At 47.1% G+C, this 24,527-nt stretch carries 21 protein-coding genes and 2 pseudogenes; 15 read left to right on the forward strand and 8 right to left on the reverse strand.

Annotated elements, in window-relative coordinates; translation table 11 throughout:
* Window positions 1–48: 48 nt before the first annotated feature.
* Both PD282_RS14295 and PD282_RS14300 read right to left on the reverse strand, forming a co-directional pair.
* Window positions 49–963 carry a tetratricopeptide repeat protein gene (locus PD282_RS14295; RefSeq protein WP_274651342.1) on the reverse strand — a complete coding sequence of 305 codons (915 nt, stop codon included), beginning with the start codon at window positions 961–963 and terminating at the stop codon, window positions 49–51.
* 719 nt (window positions 964–1,682) lie between these two features.
* Window positions 1,683–2,216 (reverse strand): GNAT family N-acetyltransferase, encoded by a 534-nt coding sequence (locus PD282_RS14300; RefSeq protein ID WP_274651343.1) that lies wholly within the window; start codon window positions 2,214–2,216, stop codon window positions 1,683–1,685.
* Window positions 2,217–2,491: 275 nt separating this feature from the next.
* Between PD282_RS14300 and PD282_RS14305 the strand changes: the two genes are divergently transcribed.
* From PD282_RS14305 to PD282_RS14330, 6 genes and pseudogenes are all read left to right on the forward strand, one after another.
* On the forward strand, window positions 2,492–2,800 hold the full coding sequence (locus PD282_RS14305) for a transposase (RefSeq protein ID WP_274651344.1): 309 nt from the start codon (window positions 2,492–2,494) through the stop codon (window positions 2,798–2,800).
* Window positions 2,797–3,378, forward strand: a complete 582-nt coding sequence (locus PD282_RS14310; RefSeq protein WP_274651345.1) for an IS3 family transposase — start codon at window positions 2,797–2,799, stop codon at window positions 3,376–3,378. The genes PD282_RS14305 and PD282_RS14310 overlap by 4 nt, the downstream gene beginning before the upstream one ends.
* An 85-nt stretch (window positions 3,379–3,463) precedes the next feature.
* Window positions 3,464–4,666 carry an IS21 family transposase gene (gene istA / locus PD282_RS14315; RefSeq protein ID WP_274654975.1) on the forward strand — a complete coding sequence of 401 codons (1,203 nt, stop codon included), beginning with the start codon at window positions 3,464–3,466 and terminating at the stop codon, window positions 4,664–4,666.
* Window positions 4,663–5,448: an IS21-like element helper ATPase IstB gene (gene istB / locus PD282_RS14320; RefSeq protein WP_274648771.1), complete on the forward strand. Its 786-nt coding sequence runs from the start codon at window positions 4,663–4,665 to the stop codon at window positions 5,446–5,448. Before istA ends, istB begins: the two co-directional genes overlap by 4 nt.
* A gap of 52 nt (window positions 5,449–5,500) precedes the next feature.
* Window positions 5,501–5,830: pseudogene (locus PD282_RS14325) on the forward strand (IS3 family transposase); the annotation flags it as partial.
* Window positions 5,831–5,956: 126 nt separating this feature from the next.
* Window positions 5,957–6,280 (forward strand): annotated as a pseudogene (locus PD282_RS14330) (IS66 family transposase); the annotation flags it as partial.
* Window positions 6,281–6,407: 127 nt separating this feature from the next.
* Here PD282_RS14330 and PD282_RS14335 read toward each other — a convergent pair.
* Both PD282_RS14335 and PD282_RS14340 read right to left on the reverse strand, forming a co-directional pair.
* The gene (locus PD282_RS14335; RefSeq protein WP_274651346.1) at window positions 6,408–6,710 is read right to left on the reverse strand and encodes a hypothetical protein; all 303 of its coding nucleotides are present in this window, start codon (window positions 6,708–6,710) and stop codon (window positions 6,408–6,410) included.
* Between the two features lie 10 nt (window positions 6,711–6,720).
* Window positions 6,721–7,332 (reverse strand): undecaprenyl-diphosphatase, encoded by a 612-nt coding sequence (locus PD282_RS14340; protein WP_274651347.1) that lies wholly within the window; start codon window positions 7,330–7,332, stop codon window positions 6,721–6,723.
* 167 nt (window positions 7,333–7,499) lie between these two features.
* Here PD282_RS14340 and mprF point away from each other — a divergent pair, with 167 nt between their 5' ends.
* Both mprF and PD282_RS14350 read left to right on the forward strand, forming a co-directional pair.
* A complete protein-coding gene (mprF, locus tag PD282_RS14345) occupies window positions 7,500–10,184 on the forward strand; it encodes a bifunctional lysylphosphatidylglycerol flippase/synthetase MprF (protein ID WP_274651348.1) in 2,685 nt (894 codons plus the stop codon).
* A 76-nt stretch (window positions 10,185–10,260) separates the two neighbouring features.
* Entirely contained in the window at window positions 10,261–10,485 is a 225-nt protein-coding gene (locus PD282_RS14350) for a hypothetical protein (RefSeq protein ID WP_274651349.1), read from the forward strand.
* A 327-nt stretch (window positions 10,486–10,812) separates the two neighbouring features.
* Here PD282_RS14350 and PD282_RS14355 read toward each other — a convergent pair whose 3' ends face one another.
* On the reverse strand, window positions 10,813–11,028 hold the full coding sequence (locus PD282_RS14355) for a CLC_0170 family protein (RefSeq protein WP_274651350.1): 216 nt from the start codon (window positions 11,026–11,028) through the stop codon (window positions 10,813–10,815).
* A gap of 947 nt (window positions 11,029–11,975) precedes the next feature.
* Between PD282_RS14355 and PD282_RS14360 the strand changes: the two genes are divergently transcribed.
* The 7 genes from PD282_RS14360 (at window position 11,976) to PD282_RS14390 (ending at window position 20,790) form a co-directional block, all read left to right on the forward strand.
* Window positions 11,976–15,098 carry an efflux RND transporter permease subunit gene (locus tag PD282_RS14360; protein WP_274651351.1) on the forward strand — a complete coding sequence of 1,041 codons (3,123 nt, stop codon included), beginning with the start codon at window positions 11,976–11,978 and terminating at the stop codon, window positions 15,096–15,098.
* 66 nt (window positions 15,099–15,164) lie between these two features.
* Window positions 15,165–16,451: a bifunctional DedA family/phosphatase PAP2 family protein gene (locus PD282_RS14365; protein WP_274651352.1), complete on the forward strand. Its 1,287-nt coding sequence runs from the start codon at window positions 15,165–15,167 to the stop codon at window positions 16,449–16,451.
* A gap of 134 nt (window positions 16,452–16,585) precedes the next feature.
* Window positions 16,586–17,119 (forward strand): RNA polymerase sigma factor, encoded by a 534-nt coding sequence (locus PD282_RS14370; RefSeq protein ID WP_274651353.1) that lies wholly within the window; start codon window positions 16,586–16,588, stop codon window positions 17,117–17,119.
* A 2-nt stretch (window positions 17,120–17,121) separates the two neighbouring features.
* The gene (locus tag PD282_RS14375) at window positions 17,122–17,601 is read left to right on the forward strand and encodes an anti-sigma factor family protein (protein WP_274651354.1); all 480 of its coding nucleotides are present in this window, start codon (window positions 17,122–17,124) and stop codon (window positions 17,599–17,601) included.
* A gap of 14 nt (window positions 17,602–17,615) precedes the next feature.
* Window positions 17,616–18,455, forward strand: coding sequence for a hypothetical protein (locus PD282_RS14380; protein ID WP_274651355.1), 840 nt, complete (start codon window positions 17,616–17,618; stop codon window positions 18,453–18,455).
* 301 nt (window positions 18,456–18,756) lie between these two features.
* Entirely contained in the window at window positions 18,757–19,467 is a 711-nt protein-coding gene (locus tag PD282_RS14385) for a DUF421 domain-containing protein (RefSeq protein ID WP_274651356.1), read from the forward strand.
* 408 nt (window positions 19,468–19,875) lie between these two features.
* A complete protein-coding gene (locus tag PD282_RS14390) occupies window positions 19,876–20,790 on the forward strand; it encodes a tyrosine-type recombinase/integrase (RefSeq protein ID WP_274651357.1) in 915 nt (304 codons plus the stop codon).
* Between the two features lie 428 nt (window positions 20,791–21,218).
* Here the strand turns inward: PD282_RS14390 and PD282_RS14395 are convergent, their stop codons facing one another.
* From PD282_RS14395 to PD282_RS14405, 3 genes are read right to left on the reverse strand one after another with little or no spacing between them, the layout of a single operon-like run.
* Window positions 21,219–22,628: an MBL fold metallo-hydrolase gene (locus tag PD282_RS14395; RefSeq protein WP_274651358.1), complete on the reverse strand. Its 1,410-nt coding sequence runs from the start codon at window positions 22,626–22,628 to the stop codon at window positions 21,219–21,221.
* 23 nt (window positions 22,629–22,651) lie between these two features.
* On the reverse strand, window positions 22,652–23,260 hold the full coding sequence (locus tag PD282_RS14400) for a DUF1641 domain-containing protein (protein ID WP_274651359.1): 609 nt from the start codon (window positions 23,258–23,260) through the stop codon (window positions 22,652–22,654).
* 27 nt (window positions 23,261–23,287) lie between these two features.
* Window positions 23,288–24,475 carry an NAD(P)/FAD-dependent oxidoreductase gene (locus PD282_RS14405; RefSeq protein ID WP_274651360.1) on the reverse strand — a complete coding sequence of 396 codons (1,188 nt, stop codon included), beginning with the start codon at window positions 24,473–24,475 and terminating at the stop codon, window positions 23,288–23,290.
* Window positions 24,476–24,527: the final 52 nt, after the last annotated feature.

A 24,527-nucleotide genomic window follows, 5' to 3' on the forward strand; every position in this document is an offset into this window, starting at 1 on the left:
GAACCACCAAAATCTGAATTTGACCGCCATTTCCATCGTTGTAAAGATTCAACCATTATATTCAGGGTGGTTATGTCTTGAACATCCATATAAATAACAACTTGAACTTAAAGATGTTGAAAATTTCAACGGTGGAACAAAGCCTTTAGAAATCATATATATTATACTTTCATATTCCTGTTTGTCATTTTCTAATTGCTTAATGTATGTGGCTTTTTCACTCTCTGTCCAATCCTCATTGCATTGAACTGCATGTTCTTCCTGAATATCGTTTATTTTTAATTGGATACATTCGTTCGCTATTTCAACCGCACGATTCAATAAATTTGTTTTAATTAATGAATAAATATACCTACAAACCCAATCTGGAGTCTTATAATATATGTCCCATGATTTTTCAAACCAACTAACTGCCTCAGAAAAACATTGCAACTCAAAGTACAGTTCAGCAACATGAACTTCTCCTACGAAATCATCATCACTTTCCGAAAAGGCATCCAACTTACATTTTGCTTCGGTCGCTTTACCAATTTCAATCAAACATTTTATGTGACTATACATTGTGTAATCAGAAGGCTTGGCACTTTTTAGAAATAAAGCTGAAGCTTCATCCAATTCCCCAAGATGATATATAGCTATGGCTAAATTATTGTATGCTTCTTTGGATGGCTCAATTGCGATGGAGTTCAACAATACATTCAAGGCATCTTCCCATCTTTCCAACGCAACATATATTTCACCTAAAAGGTTGTAGGGAAAATGCGAAGCTGGATTTAGAATAATTGCTTCTTTAACTAATTCCAGGGCAGTTTCTGTGTCACTTTCTTCGTGATAATAAATCCAAGCAAGGTTCGTTAAAGACTGAACATTTCTCGATTCATTCAAAGCTTCTTTGAAAAGAGCCAAGGCTGCATCATATTCATTACGTTCGAGGTGTTCGATGGCTTTCTGGTTAGTATTCAACTGGTTCCTCCTGTCAATTCTCTCAAATGTTCAATATGAAGTTTACTTAAAATAAAGTATATCACTCATTTCATTACCTATTTGGCAACCTAATTAAACCCGTTGTTTATTAAGCTAAAGTACACATCTGAATAGAAAACATTGTATATGACAGACTTCTTGAGCCAACCGGGTCTGTCTTCGCTGTGTCGTGGATACAACTGCATCGAACATCAAGCTCCCCGGTAGAACTGTATTGCATCTGTTACTATGCCTTAGTGAAAAAGCATATTATTACAACCAGAAAAGGTTCAAAAAATGGGCGACCGTTCACCGATGGAGTTCCGTGAATCGATTACCCTATAGTTTTCTACTTGACAGGGATATAACCAGGTTGCCCCGTGTCTTTATGTATGGGTCCTGCCTCCTGGGGATAAAAAACAAGAATCCTGCTCATTTTAGCATTTAGCAGGATTGTTACGGCACCTAAATTTTCGTGAAATAGAGACTAATACCAAATATTGCCTTGCACCACGCGCATGTCAGTCGACAGACGATCGCCAATTTTCATCGCTTCCCTTAGCTCGGCATAGATGCCCTGGGGAAGGTTAGGTACGGCGCGTCTACACTCATGCCTAACACGCTGCACTGTTGCACTAATCTGCCAGTTACTTGAGTAAAGGGCAGCCGCGCGGCTGCCCCTTCGAAGTTGAACTAGCGTCTTTCGTTGCTTCATGAGTTTATGTTGGATTGATCAGGTCGTAAAGGACGAGGTCTTCATAAACCTCCGACTTTATAATATGTTTAGGAAGTGTCTCCTTGTATTGCATTCCAATTTTACTCATTACTTTATATGATGCCGGATTTTTCGTCATTGCAGCGGCGTAAATACGATTTAGTTGGAGGTCTTCAAATCCAAAAGTAACAATTCTCTTTGCTGCTTCTGTAGCAAATCCCAATCCCCAAAACGGACGACCCACCCAATAAGCCATCTCAGCTTGATTGTCTGCTTTAGATACACGCAAACTAACACAACCGATTAGTAAACTGTCTTCTTTTTTAATCAATGCAAAAGAAAATATATCACCATTTTGTGCAGCATTACGGGTCCGTTCAATCCAAGCTTCAGCGGTCCCATCTGGATAAGGATGAGGAATTGACAGGGTGGTTCGAGCAACCTCTTCATGCCCAGCTAACTGCTGTACTGATTTGGCATCACTCTGTTCAAATAATCGCAAAATTAACCGCTCTGTTTCAAAATTAATTGGCAACATATACTTCGCCTCCTTGTCTATATATATTAACATTTATTGGAACAATCCTGCCGGTTAGCTCAATAAATCGTGCTTTTACGGGAATCACGGGGCTGTATAGAAGTTCTTGTCCTAATACGGCTTTGTATAGAAGTTCTTGTCGTGAGCTCAAGACAAGAACTTCTATACAAAAAATAAAAGAGCCGCAGTTTTGATATTATCCCCTTATGGTTGACAGTGAAGAAAAGTCCACTGGTACAATGGACTTGAAAGCTGCAACCGGAGGGGATTTTTACATGGCAAAAAAGGGACAAGTATTTATCCAATACACAGAGCAATTAAAAAGTGAAGCCATTCGCCTTTATGAGTCAGGGGTAAGTTCACGAGAAGTAGCAAAGCAATTGAATATACGTAGTAAATGTCAGGTATTGGATTGGGTTAAGAAATCCCAAAATGGAGTTTCGTTAGAAGATGGCCGTGGACAGAACACGTTCCGCAAAGGAAGGCCTAAAACGAGGTTCGCAAGTCTGGAAGAAGAACTGGTTTATTTGAAAGCGGAGAATGAATATCTAAAAAAGCAGTATCCAAATCTACACAAGGAGTGACGCAAAAAGGCGAACGGTTTCCGATCATTCAAGAGATGCGTCAGCGGTTCCCTTTACGCTGGCTGCTTGAGATTGCTCAGGTCTCTCGTGCAGGCTATTACAAATGGCTTAAGACCTGTGCTCAAAGAAACTCAAGACGACAAGCAGAACAGACGGTAAGGGATCATATCATGGCCATACATCGTCTCCATCCTTACTACGGCTACATTAGAATGACTACAGCACTGCGAAAAGAAGGCTTACACATTAACCGTAAACGAGTCTATAGATTGATGAAGCGTCTCGGGATCCAGTCGGTTATACGTAAGAAAAGACGCTTCTTCAGCAAAGAAGTGTGCGTTGTAAACCCTAATCGCCTCGATAGGGAGTTTCAGTCAGATAGACCCATTCACAAACTGGTTACCGATATTACTTATGTTCGCGCAGGAGAACAGTTCTATTACCTGTCAGTGATTCAAGATCTCTACAATAACGAAATTGTCGCCTGGCACCTTTCAATACGTAATGATTTGAAGCTCGTCATGCAGACGCTTGAGAATGTGAGAATCGGTAGTAAAATCCCCAATATCATCGCTTGAAAATTCCCCACCCACCGCCGACATACTCTCCGGAGGGAGAGAGTCGAGATTGGTCAAGAACGGGGAGTTTTACAAGATGAAGGATATGAGGGAAAGAGGCATGAGCATCACACAAATCGCAGATGAACTGGGGAAGGATCGCAAGACGATTCGGAAGTGGCTGCAGGCAGGCGAGCCGGGGGGCTACCCAAAACGTAAGCCGACAGCGGGGAAATTGGACCCCTACAAAGATTACATAAAGCGCCGTATGGCGGAAGGCTGCCTGAATGCCATGGTCATCCTGGACGAAATTCGGGCGAAAGGCTATACCGGCGGCAGTACCATGCTTCGTCTCTTCATGCAGCCCCTGAGGCCGGCCGTCCTGTCGAAAGCGACCGAGCGGTTCGAAACGCAGCCCGGTGAGCAGGCGCAGGTGGACTGGGGCGAATTCAAAATTGAGCAAGACGGCCGGCTGAAAAGGCTGTATGCCTTCATCATGGTGCTGGGCTACTCGCGGGCGTTGTATGTGGAGTTTACGGAGGACAGTCGGCTGGACACGCTCATGGGTTGTCATTCGAGAGCGTTCGAGTTCTTCGGCGGCGTGACCCGAACCTGTCTGTACGACAATATGAAGACCGTCGTCACCGGGCAGGACGAAAGCGGCGAAACCATCTGGAATGAGCAGTTCGCCCGGTTTGCCGGGCATTACGGCTTCACGCTGCGCCGTTGCAAACCGTACCGGGCACGCACCAAAGGGAAAGTGGAAAACGGCGTCGGCTATGTACGCAAGAACTTCTGGCCGCGCATAAGCACCTTCACCGGACTGCAGGATCTCAATACACAGGCGCGTCACTGGATGGATGCCATCGCCAACCGGCGGCTGCACGGTACAACCTTCCGAGTGCCTTGGGAGATGTGGAAAGAAGAGACGCTCAGCCCGGTCACCGAGGTCCGCTTCGCCTACGCCGAGCGGCATCAGCGCAAGGTTTCGAGCGACTGCTACGTCTCATTCGAAGCGAATCGGTATACCGTACCGTTTCAGTACGTCGGCTCTGTGGTGGAAATCGAGGATGAGAAAAACGGCACGCTTCGTTTCTACTGCGGCGGAGAACTCGTCGCCGAGCATCCGAAATCCATGGGGCGGCATCAAATCGTCAGCAATAAAAAACACTTCGAGGGCATTCGCAGTACATCGAGTCGTCCGGTTGGAGAGCCCACGCCTCGTTATGTCCCACAAGCAGCACCAGAAGTGTTGGAACGCTCGCTTTCGGTCTACGAATCGCTCATGGAAGAGGCGGTGTTCCAATGATTCTGCAAGAGAGATTGGAGGCGGCGATCCGCCACTTTGGGTGGGTCCGCATACCGGAAATCATCCATCAGCACGCCGAAGAAGCGTCTAAAGCGAATATACCGTATCTGGAGTTTTTGGACAAGCTTCTGGCCGAAGAATTACTATTCAAGCATGACCGGTTCATTCAAACGCGAACGCGCCTTGCCCACCTGCCGTTTCGTAAGACGCTGGACCAGTTCGACTTTGCCTTCCAGCCGTCTGTTGACGAGCGCCGAATCCGGGATCTGTCTACACTCCGCTTTGTGGAGCACCAGGAGAATCTCATCTTCCTTGGTCCCCCGGGTGTGGGAAAGACACACTTGGCTGTGGCACTTGGGCTCGAGGCGATCAAGCGGCGGTACACCGTCTATTTCATTACGGCGCATGACCTGGTACAGACGCTGCAATCTGCTCATTTGACGAACACGATTAAGCAGAAGATCAAGATGTTCATCAAGCCCGACCTGCTCATCGTCGATGAGATTGGGTACCGCAAGATGGACGAAACAGCAGCTCACTTCTTCTTCCAGATTGTCTCGGAGCGATATGAGCGCGGCTCGATCCTGCTTACATCTAACAAAACATTCGGTGCCTGGGGCGACATCTTCGGTGATTCCGTGCTGGCTACGGCGATCCTCGATCGCCTCCTCCACCACTCCAGTACCGTCAACATTAAGGGCGAAAGCTACCGCATCAGGGAGAAGAAAAAGGCCGGCTTCTTCCGTCCTGAACCGTCAGGAGACGCAGAAGCCGACCGATGAATTTGGGGAATTTTCGAGTGATTGTTTTGGGGAATTTTCAACTGATGTTGACAAGAAGCTTCATGGTGCCGCAGAACTCCAAGGCACTATGCTGCATTCAGACCAAGGATTTCAATATACAACAAAGCACTATAACAAGCGATTAGAGGAGTATGGGATGATAGCAAGTCATTCTAGACGTGGAAACTGTCATGATAATGCATGTATAGAATCTTTCTTTTCACATCTGAAGACAGAAAAAATCTATCTTGTTCGCCCCAAAACAGCTGACTCGCTTTACATAGCGATTGAAGAGTACATTGAGTTTTACAACCACAACAGATTTCAGAAGAAACTAAAAAACCGTCCCCCGGTTGAGTACCGGGAAACGGCCGTTGCATAATCCGACTTTTTTCACTGTCTACTTGACGGGGGTAAGACCATTTATGCGACTTTTTATGTATACATGTTCTTGTCGTCCGACAATTGTTATAGCTATTATTATCAATATCGCAAAATTTGTGTAAACCTCAATTACAGTCTTAACCAATGGGAGAAACTGACGGCGTTTTTAAAAGACGGACGCGTATAGCTAGACAACAACAATCGGGGAGAGCAATCGATCAAACCGTTTGTGATCTGGAGGAAAGACTGGCTTTTTGTCAACACGCCACGGGGCGCGAATGCAAGTGCAGCGATTTACAGCGTCCTCGAAACGGCCAAGGAGAACGGATTGCATCCATTCCATTACCTGATGTATCTTTTCGAGCAATTAGCACAGCTTCCGGATCTAAAGGACATTCGGGCGCTAGAGCCGTTTCTGCAATGGTCGGTTCAATCGCCATGGTATTAGGCGGATATCTGGCCGCGCGAACGGGCGAAATCATCGAGGTGCCGGAGTGGAAAAAGGAAGAAGTGGCCAATAGGACAGAATCGATGCCTCTCCCTATTTAGCTGAAAAACTTCTTGATGAGGATGATCTACTTATCGTTTTTATCTTCATTTTTCATCGAATTAAGCATGGAAATCCCACTATAGCCCAAGGCGAACGAACCAAATTCAGTAATGAGTATTTTTACAACTATCGATTCATGACCATAAATCATCAAAACATATAACAAGATGCCAAATGCGGATATAAACAAGTTAAATAGTAACTTTCTCACTTGTTGCCCCTTTCTTCTTTTTTTGACCGCCGCAACCGCTCCCCAAGCCAGAAGCAGCGCCACGACAATGGTCAGGATAGCCGCGCGCTGCATAACGGCTTCAATCAGTTTCTTCATCGCAAAGTAATTATGATTTCATTTCATGATTTGTCTTTGTATTGCTTGGCCAAACCTTTCCTTCAATCCCCTCATACAGCCGAATAATCTGGGTCGAGCCTCTTTGTAACCATATTGATTTTTCATGACAAGTCTGAATGGCGATGGCGGTTCCCGTGCCCAAAATAAATCCTGAAATGACATCCGAGGGATAATGAACGCCTGTCCAAACCCGTGAAACGGATATTCCGGCAGCCAGGGCCAACCAAGCCCATCCGTCCTTACGACGATGACACCAAATCACAGTTGCTACTACAAAAGCTGCGGTTGCATGATCACTCGGAAAGGACGCATTCGCGGCATGCTGGATAAGCAGATGAACATGATGGTCGACAAACGGCCGGTTCCGATAGAATAGACTACCCAAGATTGCCGCAACTCCTAATGCAATACAAGCCGAAAACAGCGCCTCCACAACCATGCGGCGATTTTGCCGGGTGCGCGAAAACCAGTACACGATGATACCCAAAAAGAAGACATACTCGCCGTCGTTGGCTAATAACCTCATGATTTCATCCAAAAACGCAAAATGCCCAGCAACTCCATTAATGGCCTGGAACAAATGATAATCGATACTTAGCATGATGTTTGCCTCTTTCTTTAGGTAGTGGTGTATAAATGAAAAGACGATGTTTTTTATGAAATGGTTCATTTGAATTAAAAATTTCTTTACATTGGTTTTCTCCTCGCTTTGAAATGGCAGCCCATAAGGGTATACTACAAATACGACGACGTTTGGGGAGAAAAGGAATGACAGAAATAAAAAGGGAGCTCCCGCGCCTCAAGGCGCTGAAGCTCCTGTCTACACTGTATCGCTTAAAAATTATACAAATTTTGATCCCAATCGCCATTATCGGACTGATCATTTGGGAGGGTCAAGCCGAGCTCCGCCGCATTGACTGGGCAGCCACGCTGCATGTCCTGCGACACCTCGAGCCGTCAAGGCTACTCCTGCTCATTGCTTTGTCCCTTGCCGCGGTTGCGTCGGTAAGCGGCTATGAATTTGTTCTTCGCCGCCATTTCCGGCTTTCCATTGGGGGCTGGACAACTTTCCGCTTTGCGTGGATTGCCAATACATCAAACAACGTCATCGGATTCGCCGGCATTGCCGGAGCCGCGCTGCGGACATACTTATACCGCAGCCGCGGCATTTCTGTTCCGATTATTACGGCTTGCATAGCCTTCCTATCCACCGTTACCATTTCGGGGATATCGCTGCTGGCTTGGGGAGATTTGACCGGGTTATTTCCAATCCATGCCGTGATCCGATCTCATCATTGGACGTTGTATGCCGTCTGGGCGATTGCCCTTTACCTGCCCGGCCTCTTGCTGTTTCAACGTACGCCATTTTATGCTAAATGGCTGAACCGTGGCCTGCCGCGGATGAACATATCCACCATTGCTGCATCCGTGGGTATCTCTGCGGTCGAATGGGCGTTTTCCGGCGTTGTGTTCTGGATGATCGCATCTACACTACTTCCGGATCTTCCTTTTCGTACGGCGATGGGCATTTACACTGTCGCAGCCGCAGCCGGCCTCGTAAGCCTGGCGCCCGGCGGCATCGGCGGATTTGACCTTATTGCGCTTCTAGGCCTTCAGGCACTTGGCTACGCGCCAGAGAAAACCGCCGCGGTGCTTGTGTTATTTCGCATCATGTACTACCTGGTCCCTTGGCTCATTGGACTCGTTTTGGGTGTCTTCGAATTCACGCAGGACCGGCGCAAAACGACAGAGACCGACATGCACACAGTTGAAGAGTCGCTTAACGGCTGGCAGCGGTTCTGGGAATTTCCCGGGCAGCACGCCTGGATATCTGAATTCGGCGCGTGGGCGCTCGGCAAACTGGTATTCCTAAGCGGAGCTGTCCTGCTTCTTTCGGCTGCGACTCCCGGCCTCCTCAACAGGCTGCGCTTCGCCGAGGAGCTTCTGTCAGCACCGCTGATGCGTTTATCCCACCAGTTGAGCGTCATTATTGGCTTGATGCTGATCGTTCTTTCCTGGGGAATTTCCCGTCGGGTTAAACGGGCATACCAATGGACGCTTGGTCTGTTGTGCGCCGGAGCCTTATTTACATTCTCCAAAGCGTTTGATTTTGAAGAAGCGATCTTCTTGCTCTTTGTAGCCCTGCTCCTATATTTATCGCGAGAGCGTTTTTACAGGATTGGGGCTCCAATCAACCGTGAACGCGTGGCTGTCTGGGCTGTAACCACACTTGTTATCGCTTATATTTATGATTTCGTTGCCGCCGGCACCATGCCCAAATTTATTTACCATCTCCCGAAACATCGCTACCTTCACCTGATTTTGAACCCGACTGAGCATACCGTTGCCATCGTAACGGGACTCGGGATGACGTGGCTTCTCTTATCACTCGCTCTTCTGTTTCGGCCGAATAGGCTTGTTGCGCGCGGGGCCTCGGCAGCCGACCTGGATAAGCTGCGCGGCTTTTTAAGCGAAACACAAGGCAGCCTGCTGACACATATGTTGTTTGCCGGCGACAAAAGCTTTTTCTGGGCATGCGGTGACCGCGTTCTCATTCCCTATTCCATCATCCGCAACAAGTTTGTCGTTCTTGGCGATCCGATCGGTGATCTGTCGCTCATTAATGACGGTATTCAAGAGTGCCAGCACCTTGCGGATTTATACGATTTGGAAGTCGTATTTTACCAAGTGTCTCCGGCGTATCTTCCGATTTATCACGAGAACGGCTACCGGTTTTTCAAATTGGGGGAAGAAGCGCTCGTGAACCTGTCGACCTTTACGCTGTCCGGAAAGGCCAATACGAATCTTCGCAATGTCAACAATCGCTTTGAACGCGATGGCTTTCAGTTTGATGTCCTGCAGCCTCCGCATGACAAACAAATTCTGGAGCGTCTTCGCCCGATCTCGAATGAATGGTTAAAAGGTCGGCGGGAAAAAGGATTTTCGCTTGGCTGGTTTGAGCCTGCCTATTTGCAGGAATCGCCGATTGCGTTACTGCTGGCGCCGGATGGACAGGCAATCGCTTTTGCATCGCTTGCGCCGAGTCATGACAACCTGCGGACCATGTCCGTCGACCTGATGCGTCATCTAACGGATACCCCAAACGGGACAATGGACTTCCTGTTTATTCGTTTGTTGGAATGGTCTCGTGACCAGGGATATTCCTTCTTTAATCTAGGCATGGCGCCCCTGGCCAGCGTCGGCGTAGCGCGTGCCGCCATGCGCGAGGAAAAGCTGGCAAACCGGGTATATGAATACGGAGGACATTGGTATGGTTTTAAAGGCCTTCGTCATTATAAAGAAAAATTCCGTCCAAAATGGGAGCCGCGCTACCTGGCCTATCCCGCGCGTATAACCCTTCCCCTTCTTCTTGTCGAATTAATTCTTTTGATTGCCCGACGACCCAATCGAGGACGTGCGGCCAAACGAATAAAAGATTCGACATCCGATTAGATTAGCGTTCGATTGAGATATCGAACAAGCATAGGACTACGTCATTGATCACAAAGCTTGGCGCGGCTTCGGCTTGATGGGTGAGTTCGACGTGGAAGGCACGGTCGTCCTCAATTTCCTCGCTGGGGACTACTTCGTTGTGCCTGGCACAGGCACTGACAAAGACCGCCTTGCTGAAGAAATCACAGGCAAAGTATTCGGCGGCTTGATGCAAGAAATCTCAGACTACAAATACGTTGGTCCTGGTAACTCAACATTCGTCAGAGCAGCTGGAAACGGCGAATTGTACGGCGAAATGTGATTTCGTGTCATAAAAGTCGAAGGCTAGTCTCTGTCAAATGACAAAATCAAAAAACAAGGTCTGTCAATGCGACAGACCTTTATTTATAAGAGAAAACATCTGAAAAAATCTTATTCTTGTAATTTTGGCGACGGCTATGCTCCATTTTGAGCTCGACGGGGTTGGTTGCAGTACGGTTGATAAACAGCCGGCGCGTCAGAAGGCGTTTCGCATGCCGCATCTATGTCCGTCACAGCGGATATCCAAAATGCCGGTTGCCGTACACGCAAGCCGAATAGTCCCGGGCGCACCAAACGGGTAGTGTCATTTCGATGGTACTCCTCCTAACTACATGGTCAATTTTCCGTATATCCAGTTTATTAAAAATAACATGATCGCTAATGCAATGTTGAACCAACCAATAATCCTGGATACCTTATGCTCCCTTTTCATCTCTGCCTTTTCATATCTTTTTGCTTCCATAAAGAGAGTAACTATACCGCTTAATAATAACATAATCAAGACATATCCAACATTAGCTACGATTCCTCCAACAAATCCCACCAAACAGTCCCCTTTTCCAATTTTAGGGGTATTATAACCTATTCCGAGTTTATTTACTCAACGATTATTTGCGCTCCCGATTCCGCGCTTTAACTGTTGGGATCACGTATTTCCAAGGAAAATAAAAATGTTTGGGCACATGCCGTTATCAATACATGATTTGCCCATACCTTGATAAAGGAAAGCATCATGATTTTAATTGGAGGGTGATGTCAAATGGAATATTTCCGAAGACAGGTATGGGATCGGTTTGTAACACTTAGAGTCCTATATCCAAGGCAAGTAAACGTATCCTTCGATGAGTTTTGGAATGAATTTCTGGCACGATATCAACGGCTGGAAGATCCCCCGACGGATACTTTTTATGATGAAGTGTATAAGGAGTTTGAAAAGCGTGCTGCACACTGAGAAATCACGGTAATTGCCTATTTAGTCCATGGATTCAGAATGGGACAAGTGGTAGTATTGGAGTATAAAGAAATCTTTTTCCGGCATAAACTAAAAAAGAGTCTTCGCCGAGTGGAACTGCAAAGACTCTCGGACAAAAAGCTGTGGTCAAACCCCATGGCGCGCAAAGATTTGCTCTAAGCGAAACCCACCGTTAGGCGGCCAACCTTACGCGGTGGGTTTTCGCTTGTTTAGCTTCCGTTCCCAGCTGTAGGTTTTACTATTTCACTTGTCTACTATTTGGGGGGCATATCACACTATCCTGCAGTTGAACGGATTAAGAGGCGTCGGCCGGTTTCGGACCTGAAACCCAAGCTACTGCCTTTTCCCCAATTTTAATACAGTCATATTGTCCCCGATAACTTGACTGTCCCCTACTACAGGTTTTTCCCCTTGATTACATCTATACCGGATATATGCTGAAAAAATTATTATTTGCAATGAACATTCGCCCGCCTAACCAAGTCCTTTTCTGTATTAGGAGAGGAGAGAATAAATTTATGCAACGATTTATCGAATCGTTCATACGGCGGGCGCCGGTCCTCACAATCATCGTCGCACTTCTGCTTGCTTGGGGTGCAATTTCTGCCCTTCAGATGCAGCGCGATTATTTACCGGGTATCAACAATACAACACTGATGGTATCGCTTCGGGCATCATCGTATCAAGCGGATCAAGTAAAGCGCGAGCTCACTATGCCGCTTGAAGAAGTAATCCGGAGAACAGATGGAATCGTCAACCTCGATACGACATCCTATGACGGCGGCTTGCTCATGAATGTGTACTATCCCATGAATTATAACATGGCCAAGGCCGAACAAGATATCCGGATGGCAATTAATGATGCCGAATTGCCGGGCGATGTCAATAAGCCGTCCGTTACCCGGCTGACGATTAGCACCTTTCCAATTCTCAGCTACAGCCTGATGGCCAAGACTGCGGCAGTCGATGATATAACGCTGCAATCAACGGTCCAAAGCCGCATCGTTAATCTGCTGAAATCCGTCCCGGGTGTCGCGGATGTGCAAACGGTCGGCGGCGCAAGCGAAGGCTACGTCGTCTTGATCCGAACAAAGGACCTAACGGCAGCCGGTATGACGATGGATGATTTCAATACATCGATTGCGGCACAGACCTCGTCTTTGCAAGGGTATATGTCGAACGTCAAATCCTCCTTTCCAGTACGGATTGAGGGCTGGGATCTGACGGAAAAGGAATTGAACAATCTTCTTATCAAAAACAAATTCGGTCAGCAAGTCCCGCTCTCGGCGGTCGCATCGGTATCCCGTTCACTAACCGACGTCAAGACCGTATCGCGTACGGACGGCAAAGCCAGCGTCCTGATCAACGTCATCAAGACGCCGGGCGCCAGCATCACGGACGTAGCGGCGAACGTTAAAGCACGTGTAGCCGCGCTGCCCGATGTCAAAAACGGAAATGTCTCTATGACACTTACGGCGGATCGCGCGCATGACCTGAATGCATCATTAATGGGGCTGGTCCGCGAAGGGCTTTTAGGCTGTTTATTTTCCATGCTCTGCGTCCTATTCTTTTTTCGAAACGTCCGTTCGACGCTGCTGGTCGCCGTATCGCTTCCTGTCTCTTTGCTTGCGACAACAGCGATCTTAAAAAGCATGGGCGTTACACTGAATATATTAACGGTGTCCGGCCTCATTGTTGCGATGGGCCGGATAGTCGATGACGCCATTGTTATTCTGGATAATATGTATCGCCGGATACAAGAAAAAGGAGAGCAATCCTCGCTGCATGTTTTGGCATCATCTGTCGTCGAAATGCTACCGGCTATCTTAGGCTCTACGGCGACGACGATTGCCGTCTACGTGCCGATCGCATTGGTTGGAGGCATTATTGGCGCTTCGTATTCCGGTTTCGCTTGGTCGGTTGTCATAGCGCTTACTGTTTCATTTCTTGTAGCAATGCTCGTGATTCCGGCCTTCGCTTATATGGGCTGGCACAAGCCCGGCAGTAAGGCTGTGACGCTCGAGCCTATCGTGAAGCCTTTCCTGACAGCCGCGTTAAAACACCGAAAAATCGTGCTCGCTGTATCGCTGATCGTATTCATAACTGCGGCATTTCTCGCTTCACGGCTTCCGTTCAGCCTGCTGCCAAGCACTGCAAGCGGTCAAGTGGCCATTCAATTGGAGCTGCCGAAAGGAACTCCGCTGCCCGCAGTGGATCAAGCGGTTCAAAGTGTGGAACAAGTGCTCCGGCAAGATCCTCAGGTTGCCTCGTTCTCTGCCACAATCGGCTCGTCGTTTACGCCGCAGGCCGACGACGTATTCGATCAAGGCGGCGGTTATATCCAGCAGCCCAACATCGCGAACCTGTCGGTTTCACTGAAGAACAAAAAAAACGTAAACGACTATATTCCGATTTTGCAGGCGAAACTGACGAAACAAAAGGGTCCGGCGGCCGTAACGGTAACGAACCAAAATATTGCAGGCGACGATTCAACGATCAATGTCATGTTGAGCGGTGCGGATGCAGCTACGCTTGATAAAGCAGCGTCCGTTGTTCGCGCCAAACTTTCCGGTATTACCGGCCTTAACGTCGCAGGCAAAACAGATTTAACAAGCGGCAATCCGAAATTCACGATTACCCTTGATCGAGAAAAAGTAGTAAAAGCCGGCGTAAAAACAGATGATATTTATAAGTTGATAACTCGTTATTTGGCAAAAGGAAAAGACTTTGACATTCCGGTTTCGACTGCTGCAGGTGCAATTTCGGTCGACGTCTATATAGATCCGATAAAGTCGGGACTTATGAACGGAGATGAGAGCTTGCCCGCTTATACGCCGGAGCAGGTACTTGCCTCGTTTGCTGCAGAAACAGTAAAAGGAACAGGCGGCTCAAGCTATCGTTTGGACCAGCTCGGAACGATCCGCCATAGTGAAGCCGTCTCCACGATTCAAGAACGCGACGGGGAGCCTTATACGGTCGTATCGGCACGCATTATCTCGAATGACGTGAGCGGCGTTTCCAAAGCCGTAAACCATACGCTAAAAACCATAGCATTGCCGAGTGGTGTCAATTACTCCCTTGGCGGTATCACGCAGCAGGTAACTCAGATGATCGTCGAAATGGCGATCGCGGTCGCGGTCTCGATTCTGCTTGTACTGCTTATTACGAGCTTAGTGTTCCGCGGCTGGCGCGCTCCGCTTGCCGTCCTCGTCAGCATTCCGCTAGCGTTATCCGGCATCGTGCTCGCGCTTTATGCCGTGCACGGTCAGTGGAATCTGGCCGCGCTCATCGGAGCGCTCATGTTAATCGGCATCGTTGTTACGAATGGTATCGTACTCATCGATAAGATTGAGCGAAACCGTCGTGAGGGGCTGAGCCTGCGCGGCGCAGTCATGCAGGGCACCCTGTCTCGGGTGCGCCCGATCTTCATGACGGCGGCTACAACTGTACTGACGCTTATTCCGCTTGGGTTATCCGGGGATGACGGTACAGTCATTTCCAGAATTCTTGGTGTTGTGGTTATCGGGGGTATGGTGACCTCGACGCTTAATAGCCTTGTCGTCATACCCATCCTGTATGAAGCGTTAAACCGGAAGAGCAGCCGGGCACAAAACATTCCTGAGCATGGTGTTTCTGGTTAAACGAACGAAAAAACAAGGCGGATCGGAAGACTCGGCCCGCCTTTCTTGTAACTGGGGGTCACCATCATGAATCTATTTGCGACTCTTCTTGAGCATTACGGATACATCCTCATTTTTTTGTTCCTCACACTCGAAATGCTTGCCCTGCCGCTACCTGGTGAAATGATGATGAGTTATACCGGCTTATTCGTTTATGAAGCGAAGCTGAACTGGTTACTCAGTATCGTATCGGCAGGCGCAGGCGCATTGACCGGCGTGACATTATCGTACGCGATCGGATACCGTCTTGGGCGCCCCTTTATTACGCGATATGGGAGACGGGTCCATTTTACGGAAGAACGAATGGACAAGTTGACCGGTTGGTTCGAAAAATACGGCGAGAAACTGCTGTTCATCGCTTATTTTATTCCGGGTGTCCGGCATGTCACGGGATACTTCTGCGGCATCACGCGGATGCCCTACGGCCGTTACGCGCTTTACGCCTATTCGGGTGCATTCTTTTGGGTGAGTTTGTTCATTTCACTGGGCAAAGTACTAGGCCCGAAATGGGAGCAGTATCATTCGACTGTAAACCGCTACATGCTGGTATTCGCCGTCGCCTCGGCTTTGCTTACGGTGATTATCTATCTAATCCGTAAATATAAAAGGCGCGCGGCGGAGAGCTTACTGCGGTTGTTAACACAGGGTGTTTACCGGTTCAACTCGTTTGGTAAGGTCCGTTTTTTGCTGCTGGCCTCGTTTGCAGTATTCGTTCTTTTTTTCTCTCTCATGCTTGGTGTGATTCAAGATTTTCTGGCGCATGAGTACGGACAATTCGACGAAATCACTTTTTATTTGGTATCGGTTGCCTTTGGTCCTGAATGGCAAAGCCGAATGAACAGCTTCGCCACACTTGGGACCCCCAAGCTATACGTCCTTGTGTTTGTGCTCGCGGCAGTATGGATTCTGCTGCACAGCCGGGAGCGGAAGCTCGATCTATTTTTTCTGGCCTGGGTAATTGCCGGGGGCGAGTTATTCAACGAGGGACTGCGGCTTTTGTTCCATCGTCCTGGTCCTGTTTCGGCTGGTGTAAGACTGTTCGACACGTTCCCCAGCAAGGAATCGTTGATTTCACTGACAGTATGCGGATTCTCGGCTTATTTGCTGCTCCGGCATTACCGGTACCGGCTTATCCGCGTACCTATCGTCTTCGGCGTGATTTTCGTTTGTCTGGCTGTGGGCGTCAGCCGCATTTATTTCAAGGTGCAGTATCCGAGCGATGTATTTGCCGGGTACGTGTTCGGTGGGGCATGGCTCAGTTTGCATGTGCTGTTGCTTGAGATTTTACGAAAATTTAAGAGTAATACCCAATAAAAATCGTTTATTGTTTTGCCGTAAGGCCTATGCTATAAGGATTGTTCAAACATCTGATCTGCGATGGACTTTTGAACGGTGACACAATATGCCATACTAAGAGTAGCTTCTTTACCGGCAGGAGTTGAACAAGTGTGGTGGACGAGGAGCTGCGCGGAATCATCGAACTTGCAAGACGCGGCGACCAAGACGCTTTCGCCAAGCTGGTAACGCGTTTTAAAGGACATGTATACCGCTATGCCGCAGGCATGCTGGGCGACCGGATGGATGCGGAAGATGCGGCTCAAGAAGCATTCACCAAGGCTTATTTTGCGATGGGAAAGCTTGACGACGCACACGCATTCTTCGGCTGGCTGATGCAAATCGTCACCAATCATTGCAAAGACAAGCTGCGGCAGCGTATGAAACGCTTCGAGACCGGTGATATGCCGGATGAGACGGTACCCGATACGTCCGCCGCGGACCCGGCTGTGAAAATGTCGATCGAAGAGGCTTTGGGGCGGCTTTCCATCGAACACCGAGAGACCGTTCTTCTGCATGACGTACAAGGCTTCCGATATGACGAAATCGCCAAATTGACAGGGATCCCGATCGGAACGGTAAAATCCCGGCTGTTCACCGCAAGGATGTCGCTTCGAAAGCTGTTAGACAAAGGAGAGGGGGAGTAACGATGCACCCCGAGGAACAATTATCGGCTTATCTTGATGGAGAGCTCACAGCGAAGGAGAAAGACGAGGTTGAGGTGCATTTGGCTGACTGTTCGGCATGTCTTTCACTGCTGAACGACATGATGAACCTAAAGCAAACGGTTTCGATAGCCATGATGTCGAACATGGTTCCTCCCAACCTGGAAAGTCGCGTGACACAATCTATTGCTCGCGAGGAAAAATCGAGACTGATCGGAAAGGCCTTGCTGCTTGTTCCGATTCTTGCGGCGACAACGATGGCACTGCTCGCTTATCTGACCGGACCTGTAATTGTACGTTTGATGGGCGGAATTGTCGTGATCGGAAGGGTGCTGCTGTTTGCCGGTTCCCGTATGGTAGCCGATACCCCGATGCTGGCAGGCGCGGCGATTATACTTTCGCTGATCCTCCTTTCAGTCTCCATCCTCTCACTTCGGCGGTTGCTGCAGTCGACAGCGGCATGAAGGGAGGTGTGGGAATGAACAGAGCCTTTGCATGGTTTGGTCTTCTTATGCTGGCTGTCCTTCTATACAGGCCGGGGGAGGCGTCCGCCAACAGCCTATTTGAGCACCAGCAAACAACCGTTCCAGAAGGACAAACGATCGATGACGTATATGTGATCGGCAACGATGCCGAAATTTCGGGGCACGCAACGGGGGCCGTCGTCGTAATAAACGGCAGCCTTCATCTTGCAAGCACCGCGCGAGTCGACGGGGTTGTCGTCGTGATCGGAGGCCGGATCAGTCAGGATCCCGGTTCCGCGCTTGGCGATGATATTTATCATTTTTCGCTCGATACCGCAACGCAGAACAGTCTATTTACTGGAGGCGGATTGGCGGCGGGTGTATGGGCCGTAGAGCTTGCAGGCAGCTTGCTTCTGCTCCTCATTCCCATCACGGTTCGTTTCATCGGAGGCCGAAGAGCTGCAGATGCGATCAGGCGGCAAGCCGAATTGCCTTGGAGGAGACGCTTATATTTGGGGGCCGTGAGCGGCGTCATTCTCGCCGCGTTCAGCGTGCTCTGTGTCGTAACGCTGATCGGTATCCCCTTGCTTATCGTTGTTGCAGCGATCCTTGCGGCCGCTATGGTGATGGGGCTGACGATTTTGAGTTATCAGCTCGGCGGATTGTTAAAGGAGAGCCTAATTCCAACCGAGTGGATCCGACTCACTGCCGGCGCATTATTCATTTCGGCAGGTATCAATATTCCTTTAGTGGGATGGCTGGCATTTCTGTTTTTGACTTTGTTGTCGTTAGGCTCATTGACACAGTGGTTATTCACGCTCAGAAGAAGAAAATCGTTATTTAAGCAAGGTTAAAAAACGGTCATCTCGGCCACTTCCGATCAACAATAAACAGCCGCTTTCCGATCACGGAAAGCGGCTGTTCTGTTCTCTCTGTAAGCGTCAAATCCAACATACCACATTGCCGAAACGCGGTTCGTCCATTCCCGACCGAAACGTTGTTCTTTCTTGGGTCATAATACAACCTCCGATTTCGCAGGATAACCTTATTTATTCTTAAACATTTATGCATTATTCCCACTGGTATATCATTCATGTGTAATGGGAAACCTACATATTGAAATTCAATTATTATCCTACTTTTGGGGGGAGTTGTATGAAGGACCATCTCATTATTTTGATTAGAAGTTTTTTATCATTCATAATTCTAATGGTAATTGCGAGAACGCTAGGAAAGCAAACCCTCTCCAACATGAACTTTGTTGATTTCGTAACAGCAGTCATATTGGGAGCTACAGCAGCCAACTTTGCATTTAATGAAAAAATAGAAGTTGCCCACCTATTGATAGCTCTCTCTGTCTTTACAATTACTTCATACATCTTATCCAAGCTTTTTTTGAAATTCCGAAAATTTAAGATGTGGACAGAAGGAGCACCAACCGTTCTCATAGAAGGCGGGGTAATTCTGGAAGACAACATGAAAAAAAATAATATGACAATGGATTCTTTAAACGAACAGCTTCGCCAGAGAGAGATTTTTAATATAGAAGATGTGGAGTACGCTCTCCTTGAGATTAACGGTAAACTATCTGTACAAAAGAAAAAGGAACTGCAAGCCGTGACATTAAAGGATCTACAGTTGAATACAGGTAATGACAAACAGTTCCCAATTGAGCTTGTAATCGACGGGCAGCTTTTGAATGACACTTTAAAAGCCAACCATATTTCCGAAACCTGGCTGCTGTCCCAACTGAAGGCACGCGGCAAAAAGTTAGAGGACGTATTCTATGCCGTAAAAGGCAGCAACGGCCATCTTTATGTGGATGATTATAAGGATAATATTCGCCATCCAATTGATGTGGAATAGCAGACTTTCGGTAAACAATTATATTTGATGCACCTATCCAATACATCTTCATGGAATATGACGCGATCCCTTAGAATGTCTGAAACTTCTTTTACATTCAGAGTTACTTTCCTCATAAAAACACCATTCCTCGCAGAATTGTCACACTAGATATACCGGTTGAAATACCCGTGCCTTGGACTGAGGCATCACTTCTCCCATCCATTATAGGCTGGACTACTTCGAAAAATTCACTACAAAAAGATAGATTCCTGATCGTCTTTCAGCTCCCGCAGCCACATGCCGATATACGACGGGCTGTTCCCTAGCATGCTTGTTATTGTTATAAACCACTAACACAAAATTGCATTAAATATGGATTTAATGTAACTTTAGTTTAGATGGATATTTTCACTATGAGGTAGAGCTATGATAGAACAAATGGAAATGTACGAGCGTGAAATAAGGCTTTTTTTAAGCTACTTAAAAGACCGCGGATATTCAGTTGAGACCCAAAAAGGATATCTTCATGATCTGAAGCATTTCCTAACCAGCTTGGACGGTAAAACCATTGCCTTAGTAGACAAGATTGATGTGATGAATTACCTTTCTACTCTTCGCGAACGTAATACAGGGCCTGGATATCGAAATCGAAGTCAATCTGCTATACGATTATTCTTTAATGTCCTTAAAGAGTTTAATGTAACTCCGGTTAATCCCGCATTGGATATTCCAAAGGCGAAAGTAGCAAAAAACCGTGTTCCCACTTACCTTGAAAAAAACTATCTCGATGCATGTACACAGCTTGTCAATGGGAAATACCAATTACGAAATATTACAATTATTGCCCTCATGGGATATGCCGGGTTAAGGGTTAGTGAGATTGTAAAATTGAATAGAGTCGATTTTAACCCAAATGCTTCGCTGCTAGGTGTGCTCGGAAAAGGGGAAAAGTGGCGGTACATCCCAATCCCTAAGGACTTGTGCGATTTACTGGAGAAATATCTGGAGAGCCGTATAAGACCAAAAAACAAAAAGGATGAACTCGCCTTTTTCATCTCTCAGTTTGGCCGGCGGATGAGTAAAAGAATGGTACAAACTATCACAGACAATATGTTTACAGCCTTAATCAAAGAGTTCCCTCAGCTGAAAGGCCTAAAGTTGTCGGCGCATAAGCTCCGACATTCCTTTGCAACTTATCTACTTCGAAACGGAGCAGATTTGAGAACCGTACAGGAACTTTTGGGACATGAGGACATTTCAACAACTCAGATCTATACGCATGTTTCGGATGAGGCCAAGCAAAAAGCCATGCAAAAAATTCATTTATCTCTACCCTTTTAATGTTCAGAAATTGCTGCAGTAGTCAGTGTTGAATTTTGAGCCTTGTTCGTGAAGTTAAAGAAATTGTAGTAGCTCCGAACGAATAGGCGCTGTTAGAGTCCAGACGTGATATCACCTCCCATGGATGTTTTTGCGGAGAGAGGAGTGCAATAATTGTAGTTTCAATTTATAAATTTTTTTAACCAGATGTAACAGGTTCTGAGTTAGTTTTCTTTTTCTGAAGAAGCCGGGATCGGCTCCGACCGTTTTACATATCTATACAAAAGGCTCGCCTTTATTGGCGAGCCTTCACAGTGCGTTCATTTTTCATCTTGGAAATAACTTCACTAATCATCTTATCACGTTCCGGATCGGAACCTGGTATGTCCTCCTTGATTACATCGCGTTTGGTCTAGTATAGATACTCTGCTTCTCGATGTATGGCAGAATCAATGTACTTGGAAATCCTGATTTCTTTTCGACCATTCGTCGTATCCGCCAAGCAGGTTCAAAACCTTTTTGACGCCATTAGCCGAAAGAATACTTGCAGCGATTGCGGACCTTCCACCGCTCTTGCAATAAACCAAAATAGGTTTATCAGTCGGCAAATCATCTAAACGCTCCGGCAGCCGTCCAAGCATGATATGATGAGCTTCTGGCAGATGTCCGTTTACCCATTCATTGTCATTTCGAACATCCAACACGTATATCTCTCCGAGTTGAATGGATTCGTTCGCCTCTTGAATGGTGACATTATCGTATGCTTGACCGTCCTGCCCCGCAATACCGACCACGCTTGGATTCATGGTTGCTGCCAACTGATCCAGTCCGATGGACTGGAGAGAGCGAGCAATCGCAGGAATATGTTCTTCTTGCGCTAATACATAAATGGGCAGGTCGTATGAAAGCAGCCAACCGGCCCAATTAACAAATGACTTATTCCATGGAATATTAATCGTTCCGGTAATGTACTGTTCAGCAAATCGATTGGAAGGGCGCGTATCCACAACGATCCCCTCTTTTACCCAGTTCGAAACTGCTTCCGCGTCAATAGGTGCCCTTACCGGCTGTTCCACTTGGGAAAGTAGAGCGGTGCCATCCTTATTAAACTTTTTCATCATCGCAAAATACTTAGGCGCTTCCGGCAAACCCGACAATAACTGGTTAACAAACTCCTCCTCGTCGCAATACTGGAGTGCCCAATTTAACCGTTTCTCATATCCGACCGTACTTGACGGTACAGCTCCCAGCGCCTTCCCGCACGCACTCCCTGCACCATGTGCCGGCAGCACCTGCATAAAATCGGGAAGTTCTTTGAATTTGGTTAAGGATCGAAACATTTGTCTGGCCAATTCCTCCGATGTCCCTCGTTCGCCCGCTGCTTTCTCAAGCAAATCCGGACGCCCTACGTCACCGACGAAGACAAAATCGCCCGTAAAAATACCGAACGGCGCTACCGCTTGCCCATCAGTAAATAAAAACGAGATGTGCTCAGGTGTATGTCCTGGTGTATGCATAACTTCAAAGCCAACATTTCCAATACTGAATTTATCGCCGTCCTTCAGCTTTTGGGAGTGATAATGGTCTATAGACTGATATTTCCAGCCCTCTCCCCCTTCATCAGATAGATAAAGCTTCGCCCCAGCTTGAACCGCCAATTCTCTCGCACCAGAGATAAAATCGGCATGGATATGCGTCTCCGCTGCCGCAACGATAGATAACCCTTCCTTTGCCGCAGTATCGATATAAGGTTTGATATCGCGGGACGGATCGATCACAATTGCTTTACCAGAAGCCAGACAACCGACAAGATAGGAAGCCTGGGCTAATTTTTCGTCATAAAAATATTTCAAGAACATTCGAATCACTCCAATTCAAAATCTTAATCCGCCACCGTTGAAGCATTTCCGTATGGTCCTGAGCCCGTGCGTTCTCCCATAACTTCCAGGAAGGCGCTAAATAAATGAAATCCTTTCTGCACGGAAGGATCTTTTAAAAGCTTTAACATCGAAAATAACGTAAAGGGCTTTGTATGACTCGTCGCCCTGAATTGGATATCTTTGATCAAGGAAACTCCATCCCGTACTTTCGAACTCCAGGGCTCTATTGCCACTTTCGCACTGTTTATTAAATACTCAAGGGATTGTTTATCCGCAACGACAGAATCAAGCATATCAAATATAGGTTCTATGACTTGCACATATCTTGTGAATTTCGGCAGCTTATCCAGGAGGATAAGCGCAGATTCAAGCGTTTCCCGGCTGAAGTGCACATTGGGAAATTCCCCTTTAAAATTGTCAAGCGATTGGTTCAGTGATTCTTTATCCTTCATAATTTCATGAATAAATGTCAGCGTACGATCGATGGAATCGAACATTTTCAACAGATCGGGAAGCTTCTCAAATACAGTTACGATATTGGATATCATTTCAGGTTTGGATAAAGCTTCCTCGAGCGGATGATTCGGGTTCAAGTTTTGATTCTCCGACATCAAATACCCTCCTGCCTATTCCGAAAATCACATCAAACCTTTAAGCATTCCATTCCAATACATAATCGGGAGCAGTTCCTTTTTCAACAAATACATACTCCATCTTTCTTTTCCTTGATCAAACGGAAATGTCTCGCTCGGTTCGTTGCTATAATCAAATTCCGCCAAAATGAGGCGACCGTAGCCCGTCACGAGGGGACATGATGTATATCCGTTATATTTATTCGCAACAGCCCCGCTACGGATTATACTCAGAAGGTTTTTTGCGACAACGGGAGCCTGTTTACGAATGGCCGCTCCTGTTTTCGAAGTCGGCAAGCCTGCACAATCGCCTATTCCAAATACATTTGAAAAGCGATTATGCTGCAATGTATATGGGTCGACATCGACCCAACCCTCCGTATTGGCCAGAGCGCTCGATTTAATAAAATCAGGCGAGCTCATAGGGGGAACAACGTGAATCATGTCATAGGGCATCTCAATAAGCTGCTTCGTATCCAAATGCTCGAACACTGCAATTTTTTCGGAACCCCGAATTTCAATCAAATGATGTTTAAAACGGGTTTCAATCTCTTTGCGCTCGATGACTTTATTTAAGGAGGCAGCATACTTTTCCACACCGAAAATTTTCGCGCCGCCCGAAAAAAACATCACTTTCGCCTTATCGCGAACGTTCGCTTTACGGAAAAAGTCATCTGCAAGGTACATTATTTTTTGCGGGGCACCACCGCATTTCACGACCGTATTAGGGGCGGTAAAAATGGCATTTCCGCCCTTGAAATTGCGCACGCTTTCCCACGTGCTGTTCACGTAATCGTACGAATAGTTGCTGCATACGCCATCTTTTCCGATAAACTCTTTTAAACCTTTGATTTTATGCCAGTCAATTTGAATGCCTGCGGCAACAACCAGATAATCATATGAAATCGTCTTTCCGAAAGAAGTCGTCACCTTATTTTCTTCCGGATTAAACAATTGAACGGCCTCTTGGAACCAGACGGCCCCCTCCGGGATCACAGAAGATTCTTCGCGTTCAGAAATCTCCCGACGGACTGCCCCGCCGCCGACCAATGTCCAGAGCGGTTGATAATAATGTTTACCGGATGGATCGAGGATAAGAATTTGACCGGATAAATGCCGGGCTTCGCGCAGCAATCGGGCTGCCACGCTGATCCCGCCGGATCCCCCGCCAACGATGATGATTTTGAAATGCATGTATACTCACCCTTTCCCTTAATTTGTAAAAGGCAAATTCAACGGAACTGTC

The organism is Paenibacillus humicola (assembly GCF_028826105.1).
GTDB classification, from domain to species: domain Bacteria; phylum Bacillota; class Bacilli; order Paenibacillales; family Paenibacillaceae; genus Paenibacillus_Z; species Paenibacillus_Z humicola.

Excerpts from the sequence above, each read along its gene's own strand:
- PD282_RS14350 (WP_274651349.1), top strand. The coding sequence starts at position 10,261 with ATGGGTGAGTTCGACGTGGAAGGCACGGTCGTCCTCAATTTCCTCGCT.
- istA (WP_274654975.1), top strand. The coding sequence starts at position 3,464 with ATGAGGGAAAGAGGCATGAGCATCACACAAATCGCAGATGAACTGGGG.
- PD282_RS14395 (WP_274651358.1), bottom strand. The coding sequence starts at position 22,628 with ATGTTCTTGAAATATTTTTATGACGAAAAATTAGCCCAGGCTTCCTAT.
- PD282_RS14360 (WP_274651351.1), top strand. The coding sequence starts at position 11,976 with ATGCAACGATTTATCGAATCGTTCATACGGCGGGCGCCGGTCCTCACA.
- PD282_RS14375 (WP_274651354.1), top strand. The coding sequence starts at position 17,122 with ATGCACCCCGAGGAACAATTATCGGCTTATCTTGATGGAGAGCTCACA.
- PD282_RS14380 (WP_274651355.1), top strand. The coding sequence starts at position 17,616 with ATGAACAGAGCCTTTGCATGGTTTGGTCTTCTTATGCTGGCTGTCCTT.
- PD282_RS14385 (WP_274651356.1), top strand. The coding sequence starts at position 18,757 with ATGAAGGACCATCTCATTATTTTGATTAGAAGTTTTTTATCATTCATA.
- PD282_RS14405 (WP_274651360.1), bottom strand. The coding sequence starts at position 24,475 with ATGCATTTCAAAATCATCATCGTTGGCGGGGGATCCGGCGGGATCAGC.
- PD282_RS14400 (WP_274651359.1), bottom strand. The coding sequence starts at position 23,260 with ATGTCGGAGAATCAAAACTTGAACCCGAATCATCCGCTCGAGGAAGCT.
- PD282_RS14390 (WP_274651357.1), top strand. The coding sequence starts at position 19,876 with ATGATAGAACAAATGGAAATGTACGAGCGTGAAATAAGGCTTTTTTTA.
- PD282_RS14300 (WP_274651343.1), bottom strand. The coding sequence starts at position 2,216 with ATGTTGCCAATTAATTTTGAAACAGAGCGGTTAATTTTGCGATTATTT.
- PD282_RS14335 (WP_274651346.1), bottom strand. The coding sequence starts at position 6,710 with ATGAAGAAACTGATTGAAGCCGTTATGCAGCGCGCGGCTATCCTGACC.
- PD282_RS14365 (WP_274651352.1), top strand. The coding sequence starts at position 15,165 with ATGAATCTATTTGCGACTCTTCTTGAGCATTACGGATACATCCTCATT.
- PD282_RS14340 (WP_274651347.1), bottom strand. The coding sequence starts at position 7,332 with ATGCTAAGTATCGATTATCATTTGTTCCAGGCCATTAATGGAGTTGCT.
- mprF (WP_274651348.1), top strand. The coding sequence starts at position 7,500 with ATGACAGAAATAAAAAGGGAGCTCCCGCGCCTCAAGGCGCTGAAGCTC.
- istB (WP_274648771.1), top strand. The coding sequence starts at position 4,663 with ATGATTCTGCAAGAGAGATTGGAGGCGGCGATCCGCCACTTTGGGTGG.
- PD282_RS14305 (WP_274651344.1), top strand. The coding sequence starts at position 2,492 with ATGGCAAAAAAGGGACAAGTATTTATCCAATACACAGAGCAATTAAAA.